This is a genomic window from Aeromonas rivipollensis (genome assembly GCF_037811135.1).
In the GTDB taxonomy this organism is placed as follows: domain Bacteria; phylum Pseudomonadota; class Gammaproteobacteria; order Enterobacterales; family Aeromonadaceae; genus Aeromonas; species Aeromonas rivipollensis.
The window spans coordinates 2,113,623-2,132,400 of the sequence record NZ_CP149130.1; the positions used below are offsets into that span (position 1 = coordinate 2,113,623).

The following is an 18,778-nucleotide window of genomic DNA, read 5'->3' on the forward strand; positions in this document are numbered from 1 at the left end:
CCCCGCATCGCGGGGTTTTTTTATCTCTTCTGGTCAAGGAGGCTTCAGCGCTTGTCGACGATCTCGGTGTCGGCCGGCACACGCTTCCTGCCGGAGATCATGGCCCTGATCAGATCGCCCCGGGTCAGGCGATCGAGGACGATGACCGCCAGCACATGGATGAAGATGGCGATCTGCAGCGCCTTGGCAAAGAATTCGTGGAGCTTCTCCATGAGATCCTCATCAAACAGCTGCTCGTACCCCGTCATGATCCCGGTGACGGCTGTTCCCACCAGACAGGTCAACAGCAGCAGTATCATCAAGGCGCCCAGCGGATTGTGGCCGGCATGATAGGGGTGCTTGCCCTGCCAGCTGGCCTGCAGGTAGCGGCCCAGGCGGGCCGGGGTCGGAAACCACTGGGCAAACCTGGCGTAGTCGGAGCCGACAAATCCCCACAGGATGCGCAGCACCAGCAATCCGGCCAGGGCGTACCCGACATAGCGGTGATTGCGTCTGCCCTCCTCCAGGATGAACAGGTTGAGCACGCACAGCAGGACGGTGGCCCAGTGAAACACCCTGATCAGGGGGTCCCATACCCTGATGGCCTTGCCGCTTTCCATCGCTTTCTCCATGATTTTTTTCCTCTCGTTGTGATGTATCCCGGTTTTACATGCGCCTGTTGCAGGAGCGCCGTTGCCCGCATCATGGAGGCACTTTCTTAAGGCCGTGTTAATGACCTGAGGCGCGTCACAGGGGCAGGGCCAGTGGCAAGGAGAGGGAGAGAGGCTGGGGGAAGAATAAACAGAGCCCCGAGGGTGCGGGGCTCTGTTGTGCAACGGGTCTGGGGTGTGCGGCGGCTCAGGGGCTGGGCCCGTCAGCCTGGCCCGGGATCAATGGAGGATGTCACCCATGAAATAGGCCAGCAGGGTCAGGATGACGGTGAATACCAGGTTCAGCACCAGACCGGCGCGCATCATCTCCCGCTGCTGGATGTGACCACTGGCGAAGACGATGGCGTTCGGCGGGGTGGCCACCGGCAGCATGAAGGCGCAGGAGGCACCGACGGCGATAAGCACGGATACCACTACGGGGGAGACCCCCAGCGCCTCGGCCACACCGGCGAACAGCGGCACCAGCAGGGCGGCGGTGGCGGTGTTGGAGACCAGCTCGGTCAGGAACACCACGAAGGCGGCAAGGCAGAGCAGTATGATGAAGATGGGCATGGTGGCGAGCGCACTGGAGAGGTGCTCCGCCAGGAAGGCGTTGGCGCCGGTCTGTTTCAGGATGGCGCTTAAGGTGAGGCCACCCCCGAACAGCAGCAGCACGCCCCAGTCGGTGTTCTGGTTGATGTCATCCCAACTGGCGACCCGGCTGACGGCGATGGCCAGGATGGCGCCCATGGCGATCAGGGTATCGAACTGGGGAATGCCTCCCAGGGCCGCGGCTATGGGCTGGGAGCCAATCCACAGCAGCACTGTGGTGAGGAAGATGAGCAAGGTGGTCTTGCGCTGGCCGGTCCACTCTATGGTGACCTGCTCTGTGCTGACCTGGTGCGAGAGGTTGGGGCGCGTCACCCAATAGAGCAGGCCTATGCCCACCGGCATGAAGATGAGCACCACGGGGATGCCGAACTTCAGCCAGTCGGTGAAGCCCAGTCCCATCTGGGCGGCGGCGATGGCATTGGGGGGGCTGCCCACCAGGGTGCCGATCCCGCCGATGCTGGCGCTGTAGGCGACGCCAAGCAGGACGAAGACCAGGGTACGGCGCTCCTTGTGAATATCGAGCCCCTTGAGCATGCCGAGGGCGAGCGGCATCATCATGGCGGCCGTGGCGGTGTTGCTGATCCACATGGAGAGTGCGGCCGTGATGGTGAACAGCACTATGGCTGCCCAGCCAAGGTGACCCTTGGCCAGCTGCATCACCTTGGCGGCGATCTGGGTATCCAGTCCCTGCTTGGAGAGGGCCGCCGCCAGGGCAAAGCCGCCGAAGAAGAGGAAGAGGACAGGGTTGGCGAAGTCGGTCAGCGACTTGCTCATGTCAAACACCCCGAGCAGGGTGGCGAGCACCGGGATGGACAAGGCCGTGATGGTGATGTTCACCGCCTCGGTCAGCCAGAGGATGGCGATGAAGATCAGGATGCCGAGGCCTTTGTTGATCATGGGATCAAAGGGAAGCCAGGCGAGCATGGCGCAGAGCAGCAGGAGATCCAGAATGACGATCCCGGCCTTGATGTCCAGCCAGCGTGTAGGGGCGGAAGGGACTGCAGAGGTATGCATGTTGTTCTCTCGGTTAATTTATGGTTGTTGTTGTGTTGCCGAGGTTACATTTATCCCCCTGTTTGAAACAGGGGGATGTGGTCAAAGCATGTGGCGACTCACAGAGTCAAGTGAAAATGGATCTGCTATTAAACAGAAATTAAACATTTTGTTTTCATTTGGGCTCTGCCGTGACGGAAAACAGCCACTCCTTGAACAGGCTCTTTGGCAGGGAGCCGCTGCGCTGAGCCAGGATCTGCCCCCCTCTGAAGATCATCAGGGTCGGGATGCTGCGAATGGCATAGCGGCTGGCGATGGCGGCCTCCTGTTCGGTGTCGAGCTTCACGAAGCGGATGCGGGGTTCGAGCTCCTGGGCTATCTCTTGAAAGACGGGGGCGAACTGCAGGCAGGGGCCGCACCAGCTGGCCCAGAAGTCGACCACCACCGGTATGTCGGACTGGATCAGGGCATCAAAGTGCGCCATGCGACCCGACACCGGGGAGTGGGAAAACAGGGGTTGGTGGCAGCGACCGCACTTTGCAGTGGTATCCACCTTGTCGCCGGGCAGGCGATTGCGGGTAAAGCAGTGGCTACAATAGGTAGTGACAAATGACATAATTGGCTCCTTTATTCATGGCCCGGCAACATCTTTATTGCATTCACAGAGCAGACTAACGGTAACATAGCGCTCAGTTGTTTTTCACACTCGGCTGTCCGGCCCTGACCCTGGGTCACCGGATGGCCGACCATGACATGAGAATCGAGACGGGATGAAGAGTGTTGCACGGGACAATCGTGTTGTCTTTGGCCTTATCATCGTATCGCTGCTGGCATTTTCTGCCTATTGCTGGCAGTTGCTGAGCCAGCAACAACGCGCCTCCGATCTGAGCGTGGCCGCAGAGCTGGTCCTCAACCGGGTCAATACTGACACCGTCTATCTGCTGGGGCGCGAGAAGGCCAGCGATGGCAGCGTACAGCAGCGCCTCAGCCTGCTGTCAAACAGTCTGGATCGCTTCGTGAGCCAGGTGCGCGAAGACCCGGGGTCGGTGGATGATCCCGAGTCCCTGGCGCTGCAACGGGACATCGACGGTTATCTGCTGGATCTCGCCAGGCTCTACACCATGGAGATGACCATCGAATACCTGGCGCCCCGTTTCCAGGGTCAGCTCAAGGCGCTGCTGGCAACCCTGCCGGCCGGGGCCGAGCAAGCTCGCGACCTCACCGAGCTCGCCCGGTTGAGCCACTACCTCAGGCGCAGCTGGGACACCAGCGAGCAGAGTCAACTGCGGCAACTGCAACATCGGCTGATGGAGACCTATCCCGGGCAGCCCAAGGTCATGGCCCTGACCCAGCTCAGCCAGGAGTTCAATCAGCAGGTGATGGAATACCACCGCCTGCGCAACCAGATCGTCGAGATGAAGGGGCTGGCCTCGCTGCCGGCGTGGAAACAGAGCAAGCTGGATCTGGCCTCCTCCCTCAAGAGCCGCTTCTACCTGATGGTGCTGGGGGGCGCGCTGCTCTGCTTCTCGCTGGTGGCCGCGACCCTGTGGCGCCGCAACCAGAAGCTGAGCGAGCTATCCAGCCACGCCGCCTTGCTGGCCCAGGCCAAGAGCGACTTCCTGGCCAACATGAGCCACGAGATCCGCACCCCCATGAATGCCATCATCGGCTTCAGTGCCCTGGCGCTGCAGACCAACCTCGATCAGCAGCAGCGGGACTACCTCAACAAGATAAAGTCATCGTCTGATACTTTGCTGCTGCTCATCAACGACATCCTGGATCTCACCAAGGTGGAGTCTGGCAAGCTGACCCTGGAGGAGATCGACTTCGATCTCAGCGAGCAGCTCGACTCCCTGGCCGCCATGTTTGCGGATCTGGCGGAGCGCAAGCAGATCGAGGTTATCATCAACAAGTCGCCTGCGGTGCCCGATTTTCTGCGCGGCGATCCGCTGCGCCTCGGCCAGGTGCTGGTCAACCTGGTCAACAACGCCATCAAGTTCACCGAGCGGGGGGAGGTGGAGGTGGCCATCACCCTGACCAACCAGCATCCCATGCGAGTGTGCTTCAGCGTGCGGGACACCGGCATCGGCATAGCGCCGGAGAAGCAGGCGCAGCTGTTCCAGCCCTTTACCCAGCTGGAGGCGGGCAACACCCGCAAATATGGTGGCTCAGGGCTTGGGCTCAACATCTCCCAGCGGCTGGTGGGGCTGATGGGGGGGGAGATCAGGGTGCAGAGCAAGCCCGGGGTGGGTTCCACCTTCCAGTTCGAGATCCCCCTGTCCCAGGCCGTCTATGGTGTCTCCGGACGCCGTGTCTTCTTCGATCACCAGCCCCTCATCCTGATGATGGATGACAACGAATTGGTGCTGGAGCTGGCCAAGGACATACTGGGCCGGGCCGGCGCCTCCGTGATCGCGGTCGACAGCCTCTCCCGTGCCCGCCAGGTGCTGCGGGAGGAGGGCCACCACATCCGGCTCGCCATCCTCGACTGGCGCATGGGACAGGAGGACGGCCTGGATCTCGCCCTCGAAATGTATCAGCACAGCCAGTGGCGGCGCCTGCCCATACTGATGACCAGCGCCTGGTCCAGGGAGGGGCTGCACGGGCGCATGGAGAGCATGGGGCTGACCCACTTCCTGGCCAAGCCCATGACCGAGAATACCCTGCTGGCCAAGGTCGATGAGCTGCTCAACGGCAGCTCCCACGACAGCAAGGTCCGTCAGGCCGAGGCGCAGGGGGATCAGCAGCACTTCAGGGAGCTGCTGCACGGGACCCGGGTGCTGCTGGCCGAAGACAACCGCGTCAACCAGCAGCTCATCATGGAGTACCTGCGCCGGGTCGAGGCCGTGGTCACTGTGGTGGACAACGGGCGCGAGGCGGTGGAGCAGGTGGCGGAGCAGCCCTTTGACGTGATCCTGATGGACTTGCAGATGCCGGTGCTCGATGGCCTGGATGCCACCCGCCAGATCCGCAAGATGGTGGACAAGCACGACGTCCCCATCATAGCGCTCACCGCCAGCGCCATGCCGGGGGACAGGGAGCGTTGCCTCGGGGTCGGCATGAACGGCTATGTCACCAAGCCGGTCAGCAAGCTGGATCTCTACAACAACCTGCTGCAGTGGGTGAAGAGCGCCAGCGGCGAGCGGCGAGTGCCGCTCGAGGTCAAGCCGCCGGATCTGATGGGGGTGCTGGATCTGGAGGATGCGCTGCGCCGGCTGGAGCAGGACAGGGAGGCGCTGCAGATCCTGTTCAAGCTGTTCCTCTCCGAGCACAAGGACGACCTGTGGGACATTCGCTCCGCCCTGCGCCGCCAGCAACCCGAGGTGGCCTGTCGTCTGCTGCACACCCTGAAGGGGGTGTCGGCCAACATCTCCGCCTCCCGGCTGCAACTGCTGGCTGGCGAGCTGGAGTGGCGGCTGCGGCTGCAAGAGGAGCTGAGCGAGGGGGAGCTGACCCAGTTGCAGCAAGTCTTCACCCAGACCCGGGAAGAGGTCTCCCATTTCCTGCTGACCGGCGAGCAGCAGGAGTCGGTCGCCTTCCCGTTCTCCTCCCCGGACAAGCGGCTGTGAACCGGTGAGATAGCAATCGTTCTCAAGTCGTCCGCTTCAGGCTATGATGACCCACTCCAATCGCCCCCACCTCGGGGGCGATTGTATTGAGCTTCTCTTATGACCAAGCGGCCCCCGCTGTGCCGCGAGCAAGGACTTTACTGTGAGCGTATTTTTGCGGCTTGGCTGGTTTTTCAAGGATCAGTGGCGGCGTTATCTGATGGCCATCTCCCTGCTGATGATGGTGGCCCTGTTGACCGTGATCCCCCCCAAGGTGGTGGGTTGGGTGGTGGATGGCATCGCCAGGGGGGAGCTCGATGAGGGCACCCTGATGGGCTATCTGGCGGGGCTGCTGGGCCTCGGCCTGCTCATCTATCTGCTGCGCTACGTGTGGCGGGTCATGCTGTTTGGCGCCTCCTACCGGCTCGCCTATGTGCTGCGCAATCGCCTGTTCAGCCACTTCACCCGCATGAGCCCGGACTTTTACCAGCGCCACCGCACCGGCGATCTGATGGCCCACGCCACCAACGACATCCAGGCGGTGGAGATGACGGCCGGCGAAGGAGTGCTGACCCTGGTGGACTCCTTCATCGTCGGTATCCTGGTGCTCTCCATCATGTGCAGCCAGTACTCCTGGCAGCTGACCCTGCTTTCCCTGCTGCCGCTGCCGGTGATGGCCTTCTTCATGAACCGCTTTGGCACCCAGATCTACAAGGAGTTCAAGGCGGCGCAGGGGGCCTTCTCCCGGCTCAACAACAAGACCCAGGAGGCCCTCTCCGGGGTGCGAGTGCTCAAGTCCTATGCGGTGGAGTCCCTCGAGGATCAGGGCTTTGCCGAGCTGACCCGCCAGGCGGGGGAGCGCAACATGGCGGTGGCCCGCATCGATGCCAAGTTCGATCCCGTGATTTACCTCTGCATCGGCTGCTCCTACTTCCTGGCGGTGGCCGGCGGCAGCGCCCTGGTGCTGCAAGACAAGCTGACCCTGGGGGAGCTCACCAGCTTCACCATGTACCTGGGTCAGCTCATCTGGCCCATGTTCGCCATCGCCTGGTTGTTCAACATCATAGAGCGGGGCAGCGCCGCCTATTCCCGCATCGAGAGCATGCTGGGGGAGCGCAGCGACATCGAGGAGCCGGCCCGGCCTGCGGCCTTTGTCTCGGCTCTGCCCCTTGAGGCCAGGGGGCTTGGCTATCGGCTGGAGCAGCGCAGCCTGCTGCATGGCGTGGATTTCACCCTGCAACACGGCGCCATGCTGGGGATAGTGGGGCGCACCGGGGCGGGCAAGAGCTCCCTGCTCAAGCTGTTGATGCGGCTTGCCAATCCCACGGCAGGTGCCATTGCCATGGGGGGCGTGCCCATCGACCAGCTGCCCCTGGGCACCCTGCGAAGCCAGTTTGCCTATGTGCCCCAGGAGCCCTTCCTCTTTTCCACCACCATCGCCGCCAACATCGCCCTCGGCAAGCCGGAGGCGAGCCGGGAGGAGATAGAGCGGGTGGCCCGCATCGCCTGCGTCCACGACGACATCGTTCGTTTCCCCAAAGGGTATGAGACCGAGGTGGGGGAGAAGGGGGTGACCCTTTCCGGCGGTCAGAAGCAACGGCTCGCCATCGCCCGCGCCCTGTTGCTGGCTGCCCCCATCCTGGTGCTGGACGACGCCCTGTCGGCGGTGGATGCCCACACAGAGCAGCAGATACTGCTGGCGCTCAAGGCTCACAGACGGACCCTCATCCTGGTCAGCCACCGCATGACGGCGGTGGAGCAGGCGGACGAGATCCTGGTGCTGGAGCAGGGAGCCATCAGCGAGCGCGGTGCTCACGGCGCCCTGATGGCCCACAACGGCTGGTACGCGGACATGGTTCGCTATCAGCGTCTCGAACAAGACGTGGAGGAGAGCCTGTGAGGCTGATGATGAGACGAGTGGTTCCCCTCATCCCCATCCCTTCTCCCGCGAGGGGAGAAGGGGGCAAAGAGAGTCAATTTCTTGGGAACGCTGTGCTGGAGGCAAGTCTGTGAATCCAACCATCAAACGCCTGCTCGCCTACTGCGCCCGCTATCCCCGCTGGCTGGTTCAGGCGGGCATCTGCCTGCTGCTGGCCACCGGCGCCGAAGTGGCCGGGCCCCTGCTCATCAAGCTGTTCATCGATGACTATCTGGCGCCGCGCCAGCTGGTGTGGCCCCACATCGCCGCCCTGGCCGCCGGTTATCTGGGGTTGCAGGTGCTCTCTGCCGCGGGCTTCTACCTGCAATCCCTGCGCTTCAACCGCATCGCCCAGGCGGTGGTGCAGACCCTGCGTGAGCAGGTGTTTGCCACCGCCATCCGGCTGCCTGCCCGCTATTTCGACAAGCATCGCTCGGGTTCCCTCATCTCCCGCATCACCAACGACACAGAGGCGATCATGAACCTCTACGTCCAGGTGATAGGGCTGCTGGTGCAAAAAGTGGTGCTGCTGTGCGGCATCCTCATCTCCATGGCGCTGCTGGATCTGCGCCTGATGCTGGTGTGCGCCACCCTGCTGCCGGCGGTGGGGGCCGTGATGTGGCTCTACCAGCGCCTGAGCGTGCCCGTGGTGCGGGCGACCCGCAGCCTGCTCTCCGACATCAACAGCCGGCTCAACGAGTCCCTGCAGGGGATGCCGGTCATTCAGGCCATGGTGCAGGAGCGCCACTTCGCCAATGCCTTTGCCGAGGTGAACCAGCAGCACTGGCAGGCCAGGATCAAGAGCCTCAAGATCAACGGCATACTGCTGCGCCCCCTCATCGATCTCTTCTACATGATGGTGCTCATCGGCCTGCTGGCCCTGTTTGCCAAGGAGGGGTTGAGCGCGGGTGGCGCCATCCAGGTGGGGGTGCTCTACGCCTTCATCAGCTATCTGGGGCGCATGATCGAGCCCCTCATCGAGATGACCAACCAGCTCAACCAGCTGCAGCAGGCCATGGTGGCGGGGGAGCGGGTCTTTGCCCTGCTGGACGAATCCCGGGAGAGCACCGACGGCGAGACGCTGCCCCTGGCGGGACGGGTGCGTTTCGAGCGGGTGAGCTTCTCCTACGATGGCCAGCAGCCGGTGCTGCAGGAGGTGAGCTTTGCCACCCGTCCCGGCCAGATGCTGGCGCTGGTGGGTCACACCGGCAGCGGCAAGTCCACCATCATCAGCCTGCTGATGGGCTTCTATCCGCTGGATCAGGGCTGCATCCGCTTCGATGATCACCCCATGAGCGCGCTGTCGCTCTCGGCGGTGCGCCGCAGCATAGGCCTGGTGCAGCAGGATCCCTTCATCTTCGTCGGGACCTTGGCAGAAAACCTGCGCCTTGGCCGTGACGGCATCGATGAGGCGCGGCTCTGGCAGGCCCTGGAGGAGGTGCAACTGGCCGCGTTCGTGCGCCATCTGCCACAGGGCCTCGAGACCCTGATGGAGGAGGGGGGCAAGAACCTCTCCGCCGGCCAGCGTCAGTTGCTCTCCTTTGCCCGTGCCTTGGTGGGGGATCCGCGCATCCTCATCCTGGACGAGGCGACCGCCAGCGTGGACTCCCAGACCGAGCTGGCGCTCTCCCAGGCGCTCTCGGCGGCGCGCCGTGGCCGCACCACCATCGCCATCGCCCACCGGCTCTCCACCATAGTGGATGCGGACGAGATACTGCTGCTCTCCCGCGGCCAGGTGAGCGAGCGCGGCACCCACGGCGAGCTGATGGCGCTGGGGGGGCACTACGCCCAGCTGTTCGAGATGCAGAGTCAGGGCGCCTGGCTCGAAGAGAAGCGGGCCTGAAGCCCTGGATAAAAAACAGCCGGCAGATGCCGGCTGTTTTGTTTGTGATATTGGGGAGGATCAGACAGTGGCTTTGCTCCGTGCGATCTGCTTGGGTTGCAGGGGCGGGAAGTCGTCGTTGAAGAAGGTGTCCGCCTCCTCGATCTGGGCCTTGCGCTGCTTCTGGATGAAGTTGTCGAAGTCGCGCTTGATCTCCGGATCCTTCAAGGCCTCATAGTCGAACACGTTGGCGGCATAGAGGTAGTTGAAGTGGATGTCGACGAATTCGGCGCTGGCACAGGCGGAAGTGAACTTGCTGTTCTGGCGGTCGAAGTTGATGCGGTACTGCTTGATCTTGGGCACATAGACCAGCTCGCTGCCCACCTTGAACACCTCGACCGTGATGCCGACCGTGATGGTCTTGTAGAAGTCCTTGTTGTTCTCCACCCCGAAGCGGATGGCATCCCCCTGCTTTTGCAGGAACTTGTTGAAGCTGGCCAGCGCCGTGGTGCCCTGGCTCACCACCACGTCCATGATGAAGTTGATGAAGTCGGTGGCGATGCTGAGCCCCTTGATGTGGCGGCTGTAGCTCTGCTGATCGATCTTGCTCGGCCCCATCAGGGGGATCTTGGAGAGGGCCCTGGCCCAGAGATCCGCATCCGTCTTGTACTGCTCGCCATAGGCCTCGGCGTAGCGGTTGATGTAGGCGGTGACCACAGAGGTGATGGCGATGAGGTAGGCCTTCTGCTCCGCCAGCTTGGCCATGACGGCGGGATCGTCCAGCAGCTCGTTGGCCACGATGAACTCCACCAGGCCGTCCTTGTCGGCATAGGGATCGCTCCCCACATTCTTGGCTGTGGTTGGCAGGTTGACGTCGTTGAAGAAGGCCTCGGCCTCGGCGAACTGATCCCGGTTGTTCAGGCGGCTGGCGGGGGCCTCACGCACCAGCTGGCAGAGCACTATCTCGGCCTCGTAGTCCGACTCGCGCCACAGGGGCGCCTGGGCCTGATTGCCAAAGGTCTTCTTGTAGGCGAGGTTGAAGTCGAACAGCACAGAGCTGCAGCCGCAATCCATGGCGAAGTCGACGGCGTAGCTGAGCGGCCCTGTGGGCAGGGGCTTGCTCATCTTGCCCTTGACCGCCAGGTTGGCGTAGCACTTGAGGTACTCCCGGCCAAACAGCTCAAAGGCACGGTTGTTGTTGAAGTTGAGCAGGAAGGTACCGGCGCTCTCGCCCCCGTTGAACAGCTGTTGAACGTTACTCATCTCTCTATCCTTATGCTGAGATTGGTGTCACAGGATGACTCGGTGCCAGCTGGCCATTCACGAGCCAGCAGAGCCTAGCGAGGGGGGAGGCATTTCGTTACTGTGACTAATCCCAGTGGCGCTGGCGGATGAGTGGGCTAGCGCCGGAGCAACCCCGTTTATCGTTTACTTTCATCCGGCTAGGGTTGTCATGAAAGTGCCATATGAGTTCTTTCTTGAAAAAAACTCCGCCACCAGGGGGAAATGGCATCGCTGTGGCGGCGAATAACGGGGCTCATTATTTGCCCATCGAATGCAGCGGCGCCCATCATGTGATTTTCAAATGCACCCGGGAGCCGATCGTCCTCACAACGACGGCAATGGAGGCTTGTCTATTGGGGAAGGGACTGGCAACATTTCGGTCACAATCACTCATCGGATCAGTTTGCAATGGACCTGCAACGCTTCAAAGCCAACCTGGCACTGCGCCTCTTCGCCTGGCGCTATATTCCCGTCATCGGATTCTGTGCCCCCGTCATCGAACAGATGGACGCGCGAGCGCTGCGCATCCGCATTCCCCTCGGCTGGCGTACCCGCAACCACCTGGGCAGCATGTACTTCGGGGCGCTGGCCACCGGCGCCGATCTGGTGGGGGGTCTCTTGGTGATGGAGAAGGGGCGGGCACGGCGCAAGAAGGTGCACTTTGCCTTCAAGGATGTGCAGGGGGAGTTTCTGAAGCGCCCCGAGGGGGACGTGCAGTTTGACTGCGCGGCCGGGGAGGCCATAGACGCCATGATAGACGAGTCACTGGCGACCGGGCAGCGCATCAACCGCCCCATCCAGGTGGTGGCCACCTGCCCGTCTCTCAACGGAGATGAGGCGATGGCGCGCTTCGTGCTGACCCTGTCGATCAAGGCCAGCTGAATGCTGACGGGCGCGTTGGCGCCCTTATTCAAGCAGGGATCAGAGGATCTCGGGGCTGACGCCTTCCTTCACCACTACCTTCATGCCGTTGAAGTTGACCACTTGCTCGGCGACTGTGTTGGGTAGCGCTTGCGGGGGCAGACCTCGGGCTTAGAGGATCTCGGGGCTGACACCTTCCTTCACCACTACCTTCATGCCGTTGAAGTTGACCACTTGCTCGGCGACTATCTTGCAGCGCTTGCGGGTCTCGACCTGACCGTCCACTTCCACTAGGCCCTCTGCGACCAGCGCCTTGGCGGCACCGCCACAATCGGCCCAACCCTGATGCTTGATCAGGTCACACAAGGCAACGAAGGGGTGACCTTCGAGCAGAAACGTCTCCATGGGAAATCCTCTAGCTGGATGAATGCCTACAGGGCAGGGCGCCATTTTAGGCAGTTAGGCGGGACAGGGAAAGGGCCTGGGCCGAATTGCCCCGAAAAAGGGGGCGAGGGGAGCGGGGGAGAACAATCAGCCCGGCAGGGGCCTGGCTGATTGTGTCTGCGTGCCGCCGGTGCTTAAGGCAGCTTGACCACGGCTTCCCCCGTCACGGCGAGGGCGCCACTCGAGGTGAAGATGCGGGTGGTCAGGGTGGCGATGGGCTTGTCCTCGCGAAGGGCAATCACCTCCACCTCGGCCGTCACCTCGTCCCCGACAAAGACCGGCAGCTTGAAGCTGAGGCTTTGACCCAGATAGATGCTCCCCTTGCCCGGCAACTGCTGGCCCAGCAGCCCGGAGAAGAGGCTGGCCAGCAGCATGCCGTGGACGATGGGCCGCTCGAACGCCGTGGTGGCGGCGAAGGCCGGATCCAGGTGCAGAGGGTTGAAGTCCTCCGAGAGCGCGGCGAAGGCGGCCACCTCCGCCGCCCCGAACCGCTTGCTGAGACGGGCCTTCTGGCCCACTTCCAGGGTGTGTGCGCTCATGCGGCGTCCTCCTCTGTTGGGCAGGCAAACACGGGGTTGAGCCGCACCTTGACATAGTGGCCGGGGGCGGGGGCCAGCCCCTCCTCCGGCACCCGCGCGGGGACGGGCTCTGACCCTTCGTCACGGCTCTGGATAAAGCCCATCATCTCGGGCCACCAGGAGCCGCCCTGGTGCGTCGCCCCTGCCAGCCAGCTCTCCGGGCTCTCGGCCTCGGCCCCGTTGTGCCAGAAGCCGTACTTGTTGGCGACCGGCGGGTTTATGATGCCGGCGATGTGGCCGGACTCCGCCAGGAGGAAGCGCTGCTCCCCGCCAAACAGCTTCATGCCCTGCCAGGTGCCCTGCCAGAGGGCGATGTGATCGTCCATGGCCGACACCAGCAGCACCGGGGTCTTCACCTTGCCAAGATCGATGCGGGTGTTGCGGATCTTGAGCTCCCCCTTCACCAGCTGGTTCTCCAGGTAGAGACGGCGCAGCAGGCTGTTGTGGGTCTTGCCCGCCACATTGGTGCTGTCGCTGTTCCAGTGCAGCAGATCGAAGGCCACCGGGCTCTGACCCTTGAGGTAGCTGTCGATGTAGTAGTTCCAGTAGAGGCTGTTCTCCCGCAGCAGGCTGAAAGAGACAGCCAGCTGGCGCCCGTCCATGATGCCCTTGGCCTCATTTTGCGCCTCGAGCGCCGCTATGATGGGCTCGTGGATGAAGATGCCAAGCTCCCCGGGCTGGGAGAAGTCCAGCAGGGTGGTGAACAGGGTGGCAGTGCGCACCCGCTGCTTCTGGCGCCGCGCCGCCAGCCAGCCCATGGCCAGGGAGAGGGCGGTGCCGCCGATGCAGTAGCCGATGCCGTGCACCTCCCGCTCGCCGGTGGCCGCTTCCACGGCGTCCAGGGCGGCGATGACGCCATCCACCACGTAGTCGTCTAGATCGATTTGGGCCTGGGCCACGCCCAGGTTGCGCCAGGAGATCATGAACACCGTCTGGCCCTGGGCGACCAGCCAGGCGACCAGGGAGTTCTGGGGCCGCATGTCCATGATGTAGTACTTGTTGATGAAGGGGGGCACGATCAGCACCGGCGTCTTGCCCACGGTTTCCGTGGTGGGGCTGTACTGGATCAGCTCATAGAGCTCGGTGCGCTGCACCACCCGGCCTGGGGTGGTCGCCAGATCCCGGCCAAGCTCGAAGGCGGACTCGTCGGTCAGGCGGATGTTGAGCTGATCGGCGCTGCGCTCCAGATCCTCGGCCAAGAGGGCCAGCCCGCGCACCAGGTTCTGGCCGTCGGACTCCAGGGTGAGCTTGAGCAGCTCCGGGTTGGTGGCCAGGAAGTTGCTGGGGGCCATGGCGTTGACGTACTGGCGGGTGAAGAAACGCAGCCGCTCCCGGCTCTTCTGGGGGACGCCGTCCAGGGCATCCACCGAGGCCAGCAGGTGCCTGGCGGTGAGCAGGTAGGACTGCTTGAGGTAGTCATAGATGGGTTGTTCGCTCCAGGCCTCGGCCTTGAAGCGGCGATCGCTGCGCTCCGGGGTGATCACCGGTTCGCTCTGCTGGCCTGCGCTTTTCAGCAGGGTGTGCTGCATCAGCTTGAGCTGATCCTGCCACCAGTTCATCTGGGCCTGGATCAGCTGCCAGGGCTGCTGGCTGCCCTGCTCCAGCACCTGGCCCAGATCGTCCAGATTGGTCTGCAGCAGCGCCTGGGCGGTGCGCTCTGTCTGGGCCTTGGCCATGGCCAGCAGCTTGTCATTATAGTGGGCCAGGGCCTCGAACAGCGGGCCATAAGATGGTTGGCTCATGTGCTCTCCTTCACCCACACCCGAGGCGGGAGCTAGCCCGTAGCGTCGAGTCGTGGGGAGATGTGGCTGCCCGAACGGGCAGCCAGGGGTTATCAGGCCTTGCCCGTGCTCTTCTTGATGCCGTCCGCGGTCAGGACATCCAGCTCTTCCTTGAACTGCTGGCCGAGGGCGCTCAGCTTCTGGATGTCGTCCAGCATCTGGCGGGAGAGCTGGCTGGCGGTCTCCAGTTGCACTGTGCCGAGGGCAGCCAGGCTCTGGGTGTCCTGCACCTTGCTCACGGCTTGCAACTGGTTGAGGCCCAGTTCGGCGTAGGCGTTGGCGGAGGCCAGCTGCAACCGGGTCAGCTGCTCGATGTTGCTGGCCAGCAGTTGGTTGTAGCGGGTGAGGGGGGCGGCGAAGCCTTGCATCTGCTCGGTAAAGCTCTTGATCACGTCCATATTCATCATCGGTCTCCAGTTCGGCAGAACAGTGTTGTTGTGGGCCAATCGGCCCTTTTTACGGGTACTGCATGTCATCCCTGTTTACGTGTTGCTTGCTCTGTTCAAACACACGTTTGAGCATTCTGCAACCAAATGCGGTTTGGTGTAAATGACATAAATGTTAATTTCTGTTTGAATTTTTTTGTCAGCGACCTCCGTCGGGGGCGTGGGTCAGACGAGAGGTGACGCACGGGACCCGGCGCTCCCTCGCCGTGCTGGCGCCGCGCTGGTAGGCTGGCTCGTCATTCAGACTGCCAAGGAACCCCCGATGAAACCTCTCGTCCTGCTGCTCGGTTGCACCGCGCTGACCCTCGCCGGCGTGGCCCAGGCCAGCACCCCGGTCCAGATCTCCCTGCCCGGCATCAACCTGCCTTCCTCCCACCAGGTGGAAGGGGCGCGCGCCTCCTTCCTGTATGGCCGGACCGGTCAGGTGAAGGGCATCGATCTGCCGGTGTTCGCGCTCTCCGACGTGGATCAGTTCACCGGCTTGCAGCTTGGCATCTTCTTCGGCGCCGCCCGGGTGCGTCACCAGTTCGGCGGGGTCGCCATCAACGCCGTCAACTGGCATGAAGGGCAGGACACCGGGGTCAACCTGGGTTTCGTCAACCTGACCAACAACGTGCAGGGCCTGAACTGGGGCGCTGTCAACATCGCCAAGGGTAACGCCCTGGCCAACGTGGGCTTCGTCAACTATGCCGAGCGCACCACCTTCCAGCTTGGCTTCATCAATGCCACCAAGCACCTCGATGGCCTGCAGATAGGGCTCGCCAACTACGCCGAGAACGGTGTCTTCCCCATACTGCCCCTCATCAACTTCAAGAAATCCTTCTAGAAGGGGCGCCCGGCCTTGCTTTAGGGGGCGCAGCCATTACCCTGTGCTCCATCAATAGTGCGCAGAGGTGACAGGGGCATGACAACGGAACACTTGGATGCCATCGGCATCGGTTGGGATGTAAGGGGCTGGCAGGGCAATGCCCAGGCGGTGGCCGTGGTGGGCTGGCAGGCCAGCACGCAGCAGTTGCACTGGCTCGGGGTCTCCCCCCTGTTTCGGTTGAGCTCCCGGGTGGCGCCGGATCTGGACGCCTTGCTGCGCCCGGCGCTGCAAGACGAGATGGCGCTGATGCAGGTGCTGGCCTGCCCGCGATTGGCGCTCGGCATCGATGCCCCGCTGGCCTTTCCCCGAGCCTTCGGCGAGTTGCTGGCGGGGAGGGGGGTCGAGTGTGCCGTGCCCCAGCGGGAGATAGACAACCCCTATGCCTATCGGGACTGCGAGCGCTGGCTGCATCAGCAATACGGCAAGAAGCCGCTGTCGGCCACCTTCGACAGGCTCGGCAACAACGCCACCCTGGCGCTCTCCATCTTGCCGCGCCTCGGGGATCTGCAACTGGTGCCAACGCAGGTGGGGGAGGCGGAGCGCGCCGTGCTGGAGGTCTATCCGGCCCTCGCCAAGGTAGCAGGCAAGGCCTCACCGGCCAGGGAGGAGATAACCGCCTTCTTGCCAGCTGATGTGGTGGCCGGGACGGATCGTTACGACGCCTCCCTCTGCGCCCTGATGGCGCTGCAATATGCCGCCGGGGGGGCCGTTGCCTTCCTGCCGGATCTTGTCTCTGCGCCTTCCGACTTCCCCCTGGACGAAGGCTGGGTCTATCACTTCGCCAGGCCCTAGGGCCTGAGCCCGGGGTCCTGGGCCCCGGCTTGCCTGCCGCCGCGCCTCGTTGCTCTGCCTCGACGCTTTCTCCCGCCATCCACCATCTGTATGAAAAATACCCTCATATGCCATCAAACAAGAGTGTGAAGTGCCCATATCACACCAACGAGGCCGAGGCGGTCTTGGCTTGCCAAGTTGGGCAGGCGTGGGGGGAGGTTGGCGTAACACTCCAGTGAATGGTCTTTTTGCCGCATAAATGGCGAGGGTTGCCGGGAATCGCTGGCAGAGCCCGCTCTGCATCCGATATATTGCCCGCTTTCCTCATGCTTCTTCAGTGGTGGTGTCGATGAAACGCATTCTCTCTATCCAGTCCCACGTGGTATTTGGCTGTGCCGGCAACAGCGCCGCCGTCTTCCCCATGCGCCGTCTCGGCATGGAGGTCTGGCCCGTCAATACGGTGCAGTTTTCCAATCACACCCAGTACGCGGCAGGATGGCAGGGGATGGCGATGCCCGCCGGCCATATCAGCGCCCTCTGTCAGGGGCTGATGGATATCGAGGTGCTGGGGCGCTGCGATGCGGTGCTGAGCGGCTACCTGGGATCGGCGGAGCAGGGGAACGAGATCTTGGCGGTGGTTGCGGCCGTCAAGGCGGCCAATCCGGCGGCCATCTACTTTTGCGATCCCGTCATGGGCCACCCGGAGAAGGGGTGCATCGTCGCCCCCGGCGTCACCCGCTTCCTCACCGAGCAGGCGCTGCCGGTGGCGGACATCCTGGCCCCAAACCTGCTGGAGCTGGAGACCCTGTGCGGTGTCCACCTGACGACCCTGGCCCAGACTCGCGCCGCCGCTCACCAACTGCTGGAAAGTGGCGTCAAGATGGTGCTGGTCAAGCACCTGGGGCGCGCCGCCAGTGATCCCGGTCGTTTCGAGATGCTGCTGGCCACTGCGCAGGGGGATTATCTCATCGCGCGGCCGCTCTACGACTTTGCCCGCCAGCCGGTGGGGGTAGGGGATCTCATCAGCGCCCTGATGCTGGCCAACCTGCAGGCGGGGTTTGATGCGGTGGCCGCCCTCGAGCGCACCAACGCCGCCGTCGATGCGGTGCTGCGCCAGACCTGGCAGGCGGATGCCTACGAGTTGCAGCTGATCGCGGCCCAGGGCGACTTCGCCGAGCCGCGGATCGCACACAGGGCCGAACGCCTGGCCGACGGAGTGGTGTGATGCCTCAACCCTGATCGGCCAAGTTCATCCTGGGCTGATCAAGGTTGTACGGCCTGAAAATGCTCCACAGTGGGGAAGGGATCGTAGAAGTGATGGAGCAGCGCCTTCCACTCCTGGTACTGGGGGGAGCCGCGAAAGCCCTGGGTATGATCCTCGAGCCGTTGCCAGTTGACCAGCAGCAGGTAGCGGTGTGGGTCGGTCAGTGAACGTTGCAACTGGTGGCCGGCGTAACCGGGCAGGGTGCTGATGATGCGCTGGGCCTGCTCGAATGCCAGCTCGAAGGCGGCAGCCTGGCCCGGGATGATCTGCAGCGGGGCGACTTCCAATATCATGATGGCTCCTTGCCGTCTCTGGATGAAGGGGCCATTTGAGCAGTGAACGCGCCAATAAACAAGGCCAGCCTGGGGGCTGGCCTTGTTGCGTTCTCGCCCCTCAGAGCTGCTTGTAGAAGAACTGGGTCGCCGCCAGGGTGCCGTCCGCGTTGCGGGCGAAGTCCGGGATCTGGCCGGCCTCCTGGTAGCCCAGCTGGCGGTAGAGGGTGGAGGCGATGTCGCCGACCCGGGTGTCCAGCACCAGCAGGGTGCGCCCGGCCTCGCGGGCCCCTTGCTCCATGGCCTGCATGAGGGCGCGACCCACCCCCTTGCCGCGGGCCTGGCTGTGTACCATCAGCTTCTCTACCTCGGCCCTGTGACCGCCGTTGGCCTTGGTGCACAGGGCGAGCTGCAGGGCGCCCACCAGATGGTGCTGATCGAAGGCCACCCAGAGTTTGCGCACCCCGTCGGCCAGCTCCCCTTCGATGCCTTGCCAGTACTCCAATCCCCGCTCTTCCTGCAGGGGAGGCAGGAAGCCCACCGAGGCGCCGCTGGCCACGCAATCTTGCAGCAGTGTGATCAACGCAGGCTTGATGCCTCTGGTGCTGTCGACCTCAAGGATCTCCATTGAAACTCCTCTTCTTGTATCCAATTGCCAATCCATTCGGGATGAACGGTTCAATCTCG

At 63.1% G+C, this 18,778-nt stretch carries 17 protein-coding genes; 7 read left to right on the plus strand and 10 right to left on the minus strand.

Annotation, left to right across the window (positions count from 1 at the left end):
• Positions 1-44: 44 nt before the first annotated feature.
• The 3 genes from WIR04_RS09590 to trxC all read right to left on the minus strand — a co-directional run bounded on the left by WIR04_RS09590 (position 45) and on the right by trxC (position 2,850).
• The gene (locus WIR04_RS09590; RefSeq protein ID WP_420883462.1) at positions 45-599 is read right to left on the minus strand and encodes a cytochrome b/b6 domain-containing protein; all 555 of its coding nucleotides are present in this window, start codon (positions 597-599) and stop codon (positions 45-47) included.
• Between the two features lie 270 nt (positions 600-869).
• Positions 870-2,255 (minus strand): DASS family sodium-coupled anion symporter, encoded by a 1,386-nt coding sequence (locus tag WIR04_RS09595; RefSeq protein WP_307764693.1) that lies wholly within the window; start codon positions 2,253-2,255, stop codon positions 870-872.
• A gap of 154 nt (positions 2,256-2,409) precedes the next feature.
• Positions 2,410-2,850: a thioredoxin TrxC gene (gene trxC / locus WIR04_RS09600; RefSeq protein WP_338892204.1), complete on the minus strand. Its 441-nt coding sequence runs from the start codon at positions 2,848-2,850 to the stop codon at positions 2,410-2,412.
• Positions 2,851-3,004: 154 nt separating this feature from the next.
• Between trxC and WIR04_RS09605 the strand changes: the two genes are divergently transcribed.
• The 3 genes from WIR04_RS09605 (at position 3,005) to WIR04_RS09615 (ending at position 9,543) form a co-directional block, all read left to right on the plus strand.
• On the plus strand, positions 3,005-5,803 hold the full coding sequence (locus WIR04_RS09605; RefSeq protein WP_338892206.1) for a hybrid sensor histidine kinase/response regulator: 2,799 nt from the start codon (positions 3,005-3,007) through the stop codon (positions 5,801-5,803).
• Positions 5,804-5,945: 142 nt separating this feature from the next.
• The gene (locus WIR04_RS09610) at positions 5,946-7,682 is read left to right on the plus strand and encodes an ABC transporter transmembrane domain-containing protein (RefSeq protein WP_338892208.1); all 1,737 of its coding nucleotides are present in this window, start codon (positions 5,946-5,948) and stop codon (positions 7,680-7,682) included.
• 109 nt (positions 7,683-7,791) lie between these two features.
• A complete protein-coding gene (locus tag WIR04_RS09615) occupies positions 7,792-9,543 on the plus strand; it encodes an ABC transporter transmembrane domain-containing protein (protein ID WP_338892210.1) in 1,752 nt (583 codons plus the stop codon).
• 60 nt (positions 9,544-9,603) lie between these two features.
• Here the strand turns inward: WIR04_RS09615 and WIR04_RS09620 are convergent, their stop codons facing one another.
• Complete coding sequence (locus tag WIR04_RS09620) at positions 9,604-10,785, minus strand: hypothetical protein (protein WP_338892212.1); 1,182 nt, start codon at positions 10,783-10,785, stop codon at positions 9,604-9,606.
• A gap of 429 nt (positions 10,786-11,214) precedes the next feature.
• Between WIR04_RS09620 and WIR04_RS09625 the strand changes: the two genes are divergently transcribed.
• Positions 11,215-11,688: a DUF4442 domain-containing protein gene (locus WIR04_RS09625; RefSeq protein WP_338892215.1), complete on the plus strand. Its 474-nt coding sequence runs from the start codon at positions 11,215-11,217 to the stop codon at positions 11,686-11,688.
• Positions 11,689-11,838: 150 nt separating this feature from the next.
• Here the strand turns inward: WIR04_RS09625 and ybcJ are convergent, their stop codons facing one another.
• From ybcJ to WIR04_RS09650, 4 genes are all read right to left on the minus strand, one after another.
• The gene (gene ybcJ, locus WIR04_RS09635) at positions 11,839-12,072 is read right to left on the minus strand and encodes a ribosome-associated protein YbcJ (RefSeq protein WP_010674882.1); all 234 of its coding nucleotides are present in this window, start codon (positions 12,070-12,072) and stop codon (positions 11,839-11,841) included.
• Positions 12,073-12,245: 173 nt separating this feature from the next.
• Complete coding sequence (locus WIR04_RS09640) at positions 12,246-12,650, minus strand: MaoC family dehydratase (RefSeq protein ID WP_338892217.1); 405 nt, start codon at positions 12,648-12,650, stop codon at positions 12,246-12,248.
• Positions 12,647-14,431 (minus strand): class I poly(R)-hydroxyalkanoic acid synthase, encoded by a 1,785-nt coding sequence (locus tag WIR04_RS09645; protein WP_338892219.1) that lies wholly within the window; start codon positions 14,429-14,431, stop codon positions 12,647-12,649. The genes WIR04_RS09640 and WIR04_RS09645 overlap by 4 nt, the downstream gene beginning before the upstream one ends.
• Before the next feature lie 92 nt (positions 14,432-14,523).
• Positions 14,524-14,874, minus strand: a complete 351-nt coding sequence (locus WIR04_RS09650) for a phasin family protein (RefSeq protein WP_025327108.1) — start codon at positions 14,872-14,874, stop codon at positions 14,524-14,526.
• Positions 14,875-15,178: 304 nt separating this feature from the next.
• On the opposite strand from WIR04_RS09650, the gene WIR04_RS09655 reads away from it, so the two are divergent.
• The 3 genes from WIR04_RS09655 to pdxY all read left to right on the plus strand — a co-directional run bounded on the left by WIR04_RS09655 (position 15,179) and on the right by pdxY (position 17,780).
• Positions 15,179-15,742 (plus strand): VC2662 family protein, encoded by a 564-nt coding sequence (locus tag WIR04_RS09655; RefSeq protein WP_025327107.1) that lies wholly within the window; start codon positions 15,179-15,181, stop codon positions 15,740-15,742.
• Positions 15,743-15,820: 78 nt separating this feature from the next.
• Positions 15,821-16,576: a DUF429 domain-containing protein gene (locus WIR04_RS09660; protein ID WP_338892222.1), complete on the plus strand. Its 756-nt coding sequence runs from the start codon at positions 15,821-15,823 to the stop codon at positions 16,574-16,576.
• A gap of 328 nt (positions 16,577-16,904) precedes the next feature.
• Positions 16,905-17,780 (plus strand): pyridoxal kinase PdxY, encoded by an 876-nt coding sequence (gene pdxY / locus WIR04_RS09665; protein ID WP_338892224.1) that lies wholly within the window; start codon positions 16,905-16,907, stop codon positions 17,778-17,780.
• Between the two features lie 38 nt (positions 17,781-17,818).
• Here the strand turns inward: pdxY and WIR04_RS09670 are convergent, their stop codons facing one another.
• Complete coding sequence (locus WIR04_RS09670; protein WP_338892226.1) at positions 17,819-18,112, minus strand: antibiotic biosynthesis monooxygenase; 294 nt, start codon at positions 18,110-18,112, stop codon at positions 17,819-17,821.
• A 100-nt stretch (positions 18,113-18,212) separates the two neighbouring features.
• Positions 18,213-18,719 (minus strand): GNAT family N-acetyltransferase, encoded by a 507-nt coding sequence (locus WIR04_RS09675; RefSeq protein ID WP_106886678.1) that lies wholly within the window; start codon positions 18,717-18,719, stop codon positions 18,213-18,215.
• Between the last annotated feature and the right edge of the window lie 59 nt (positions 18,720-18,778).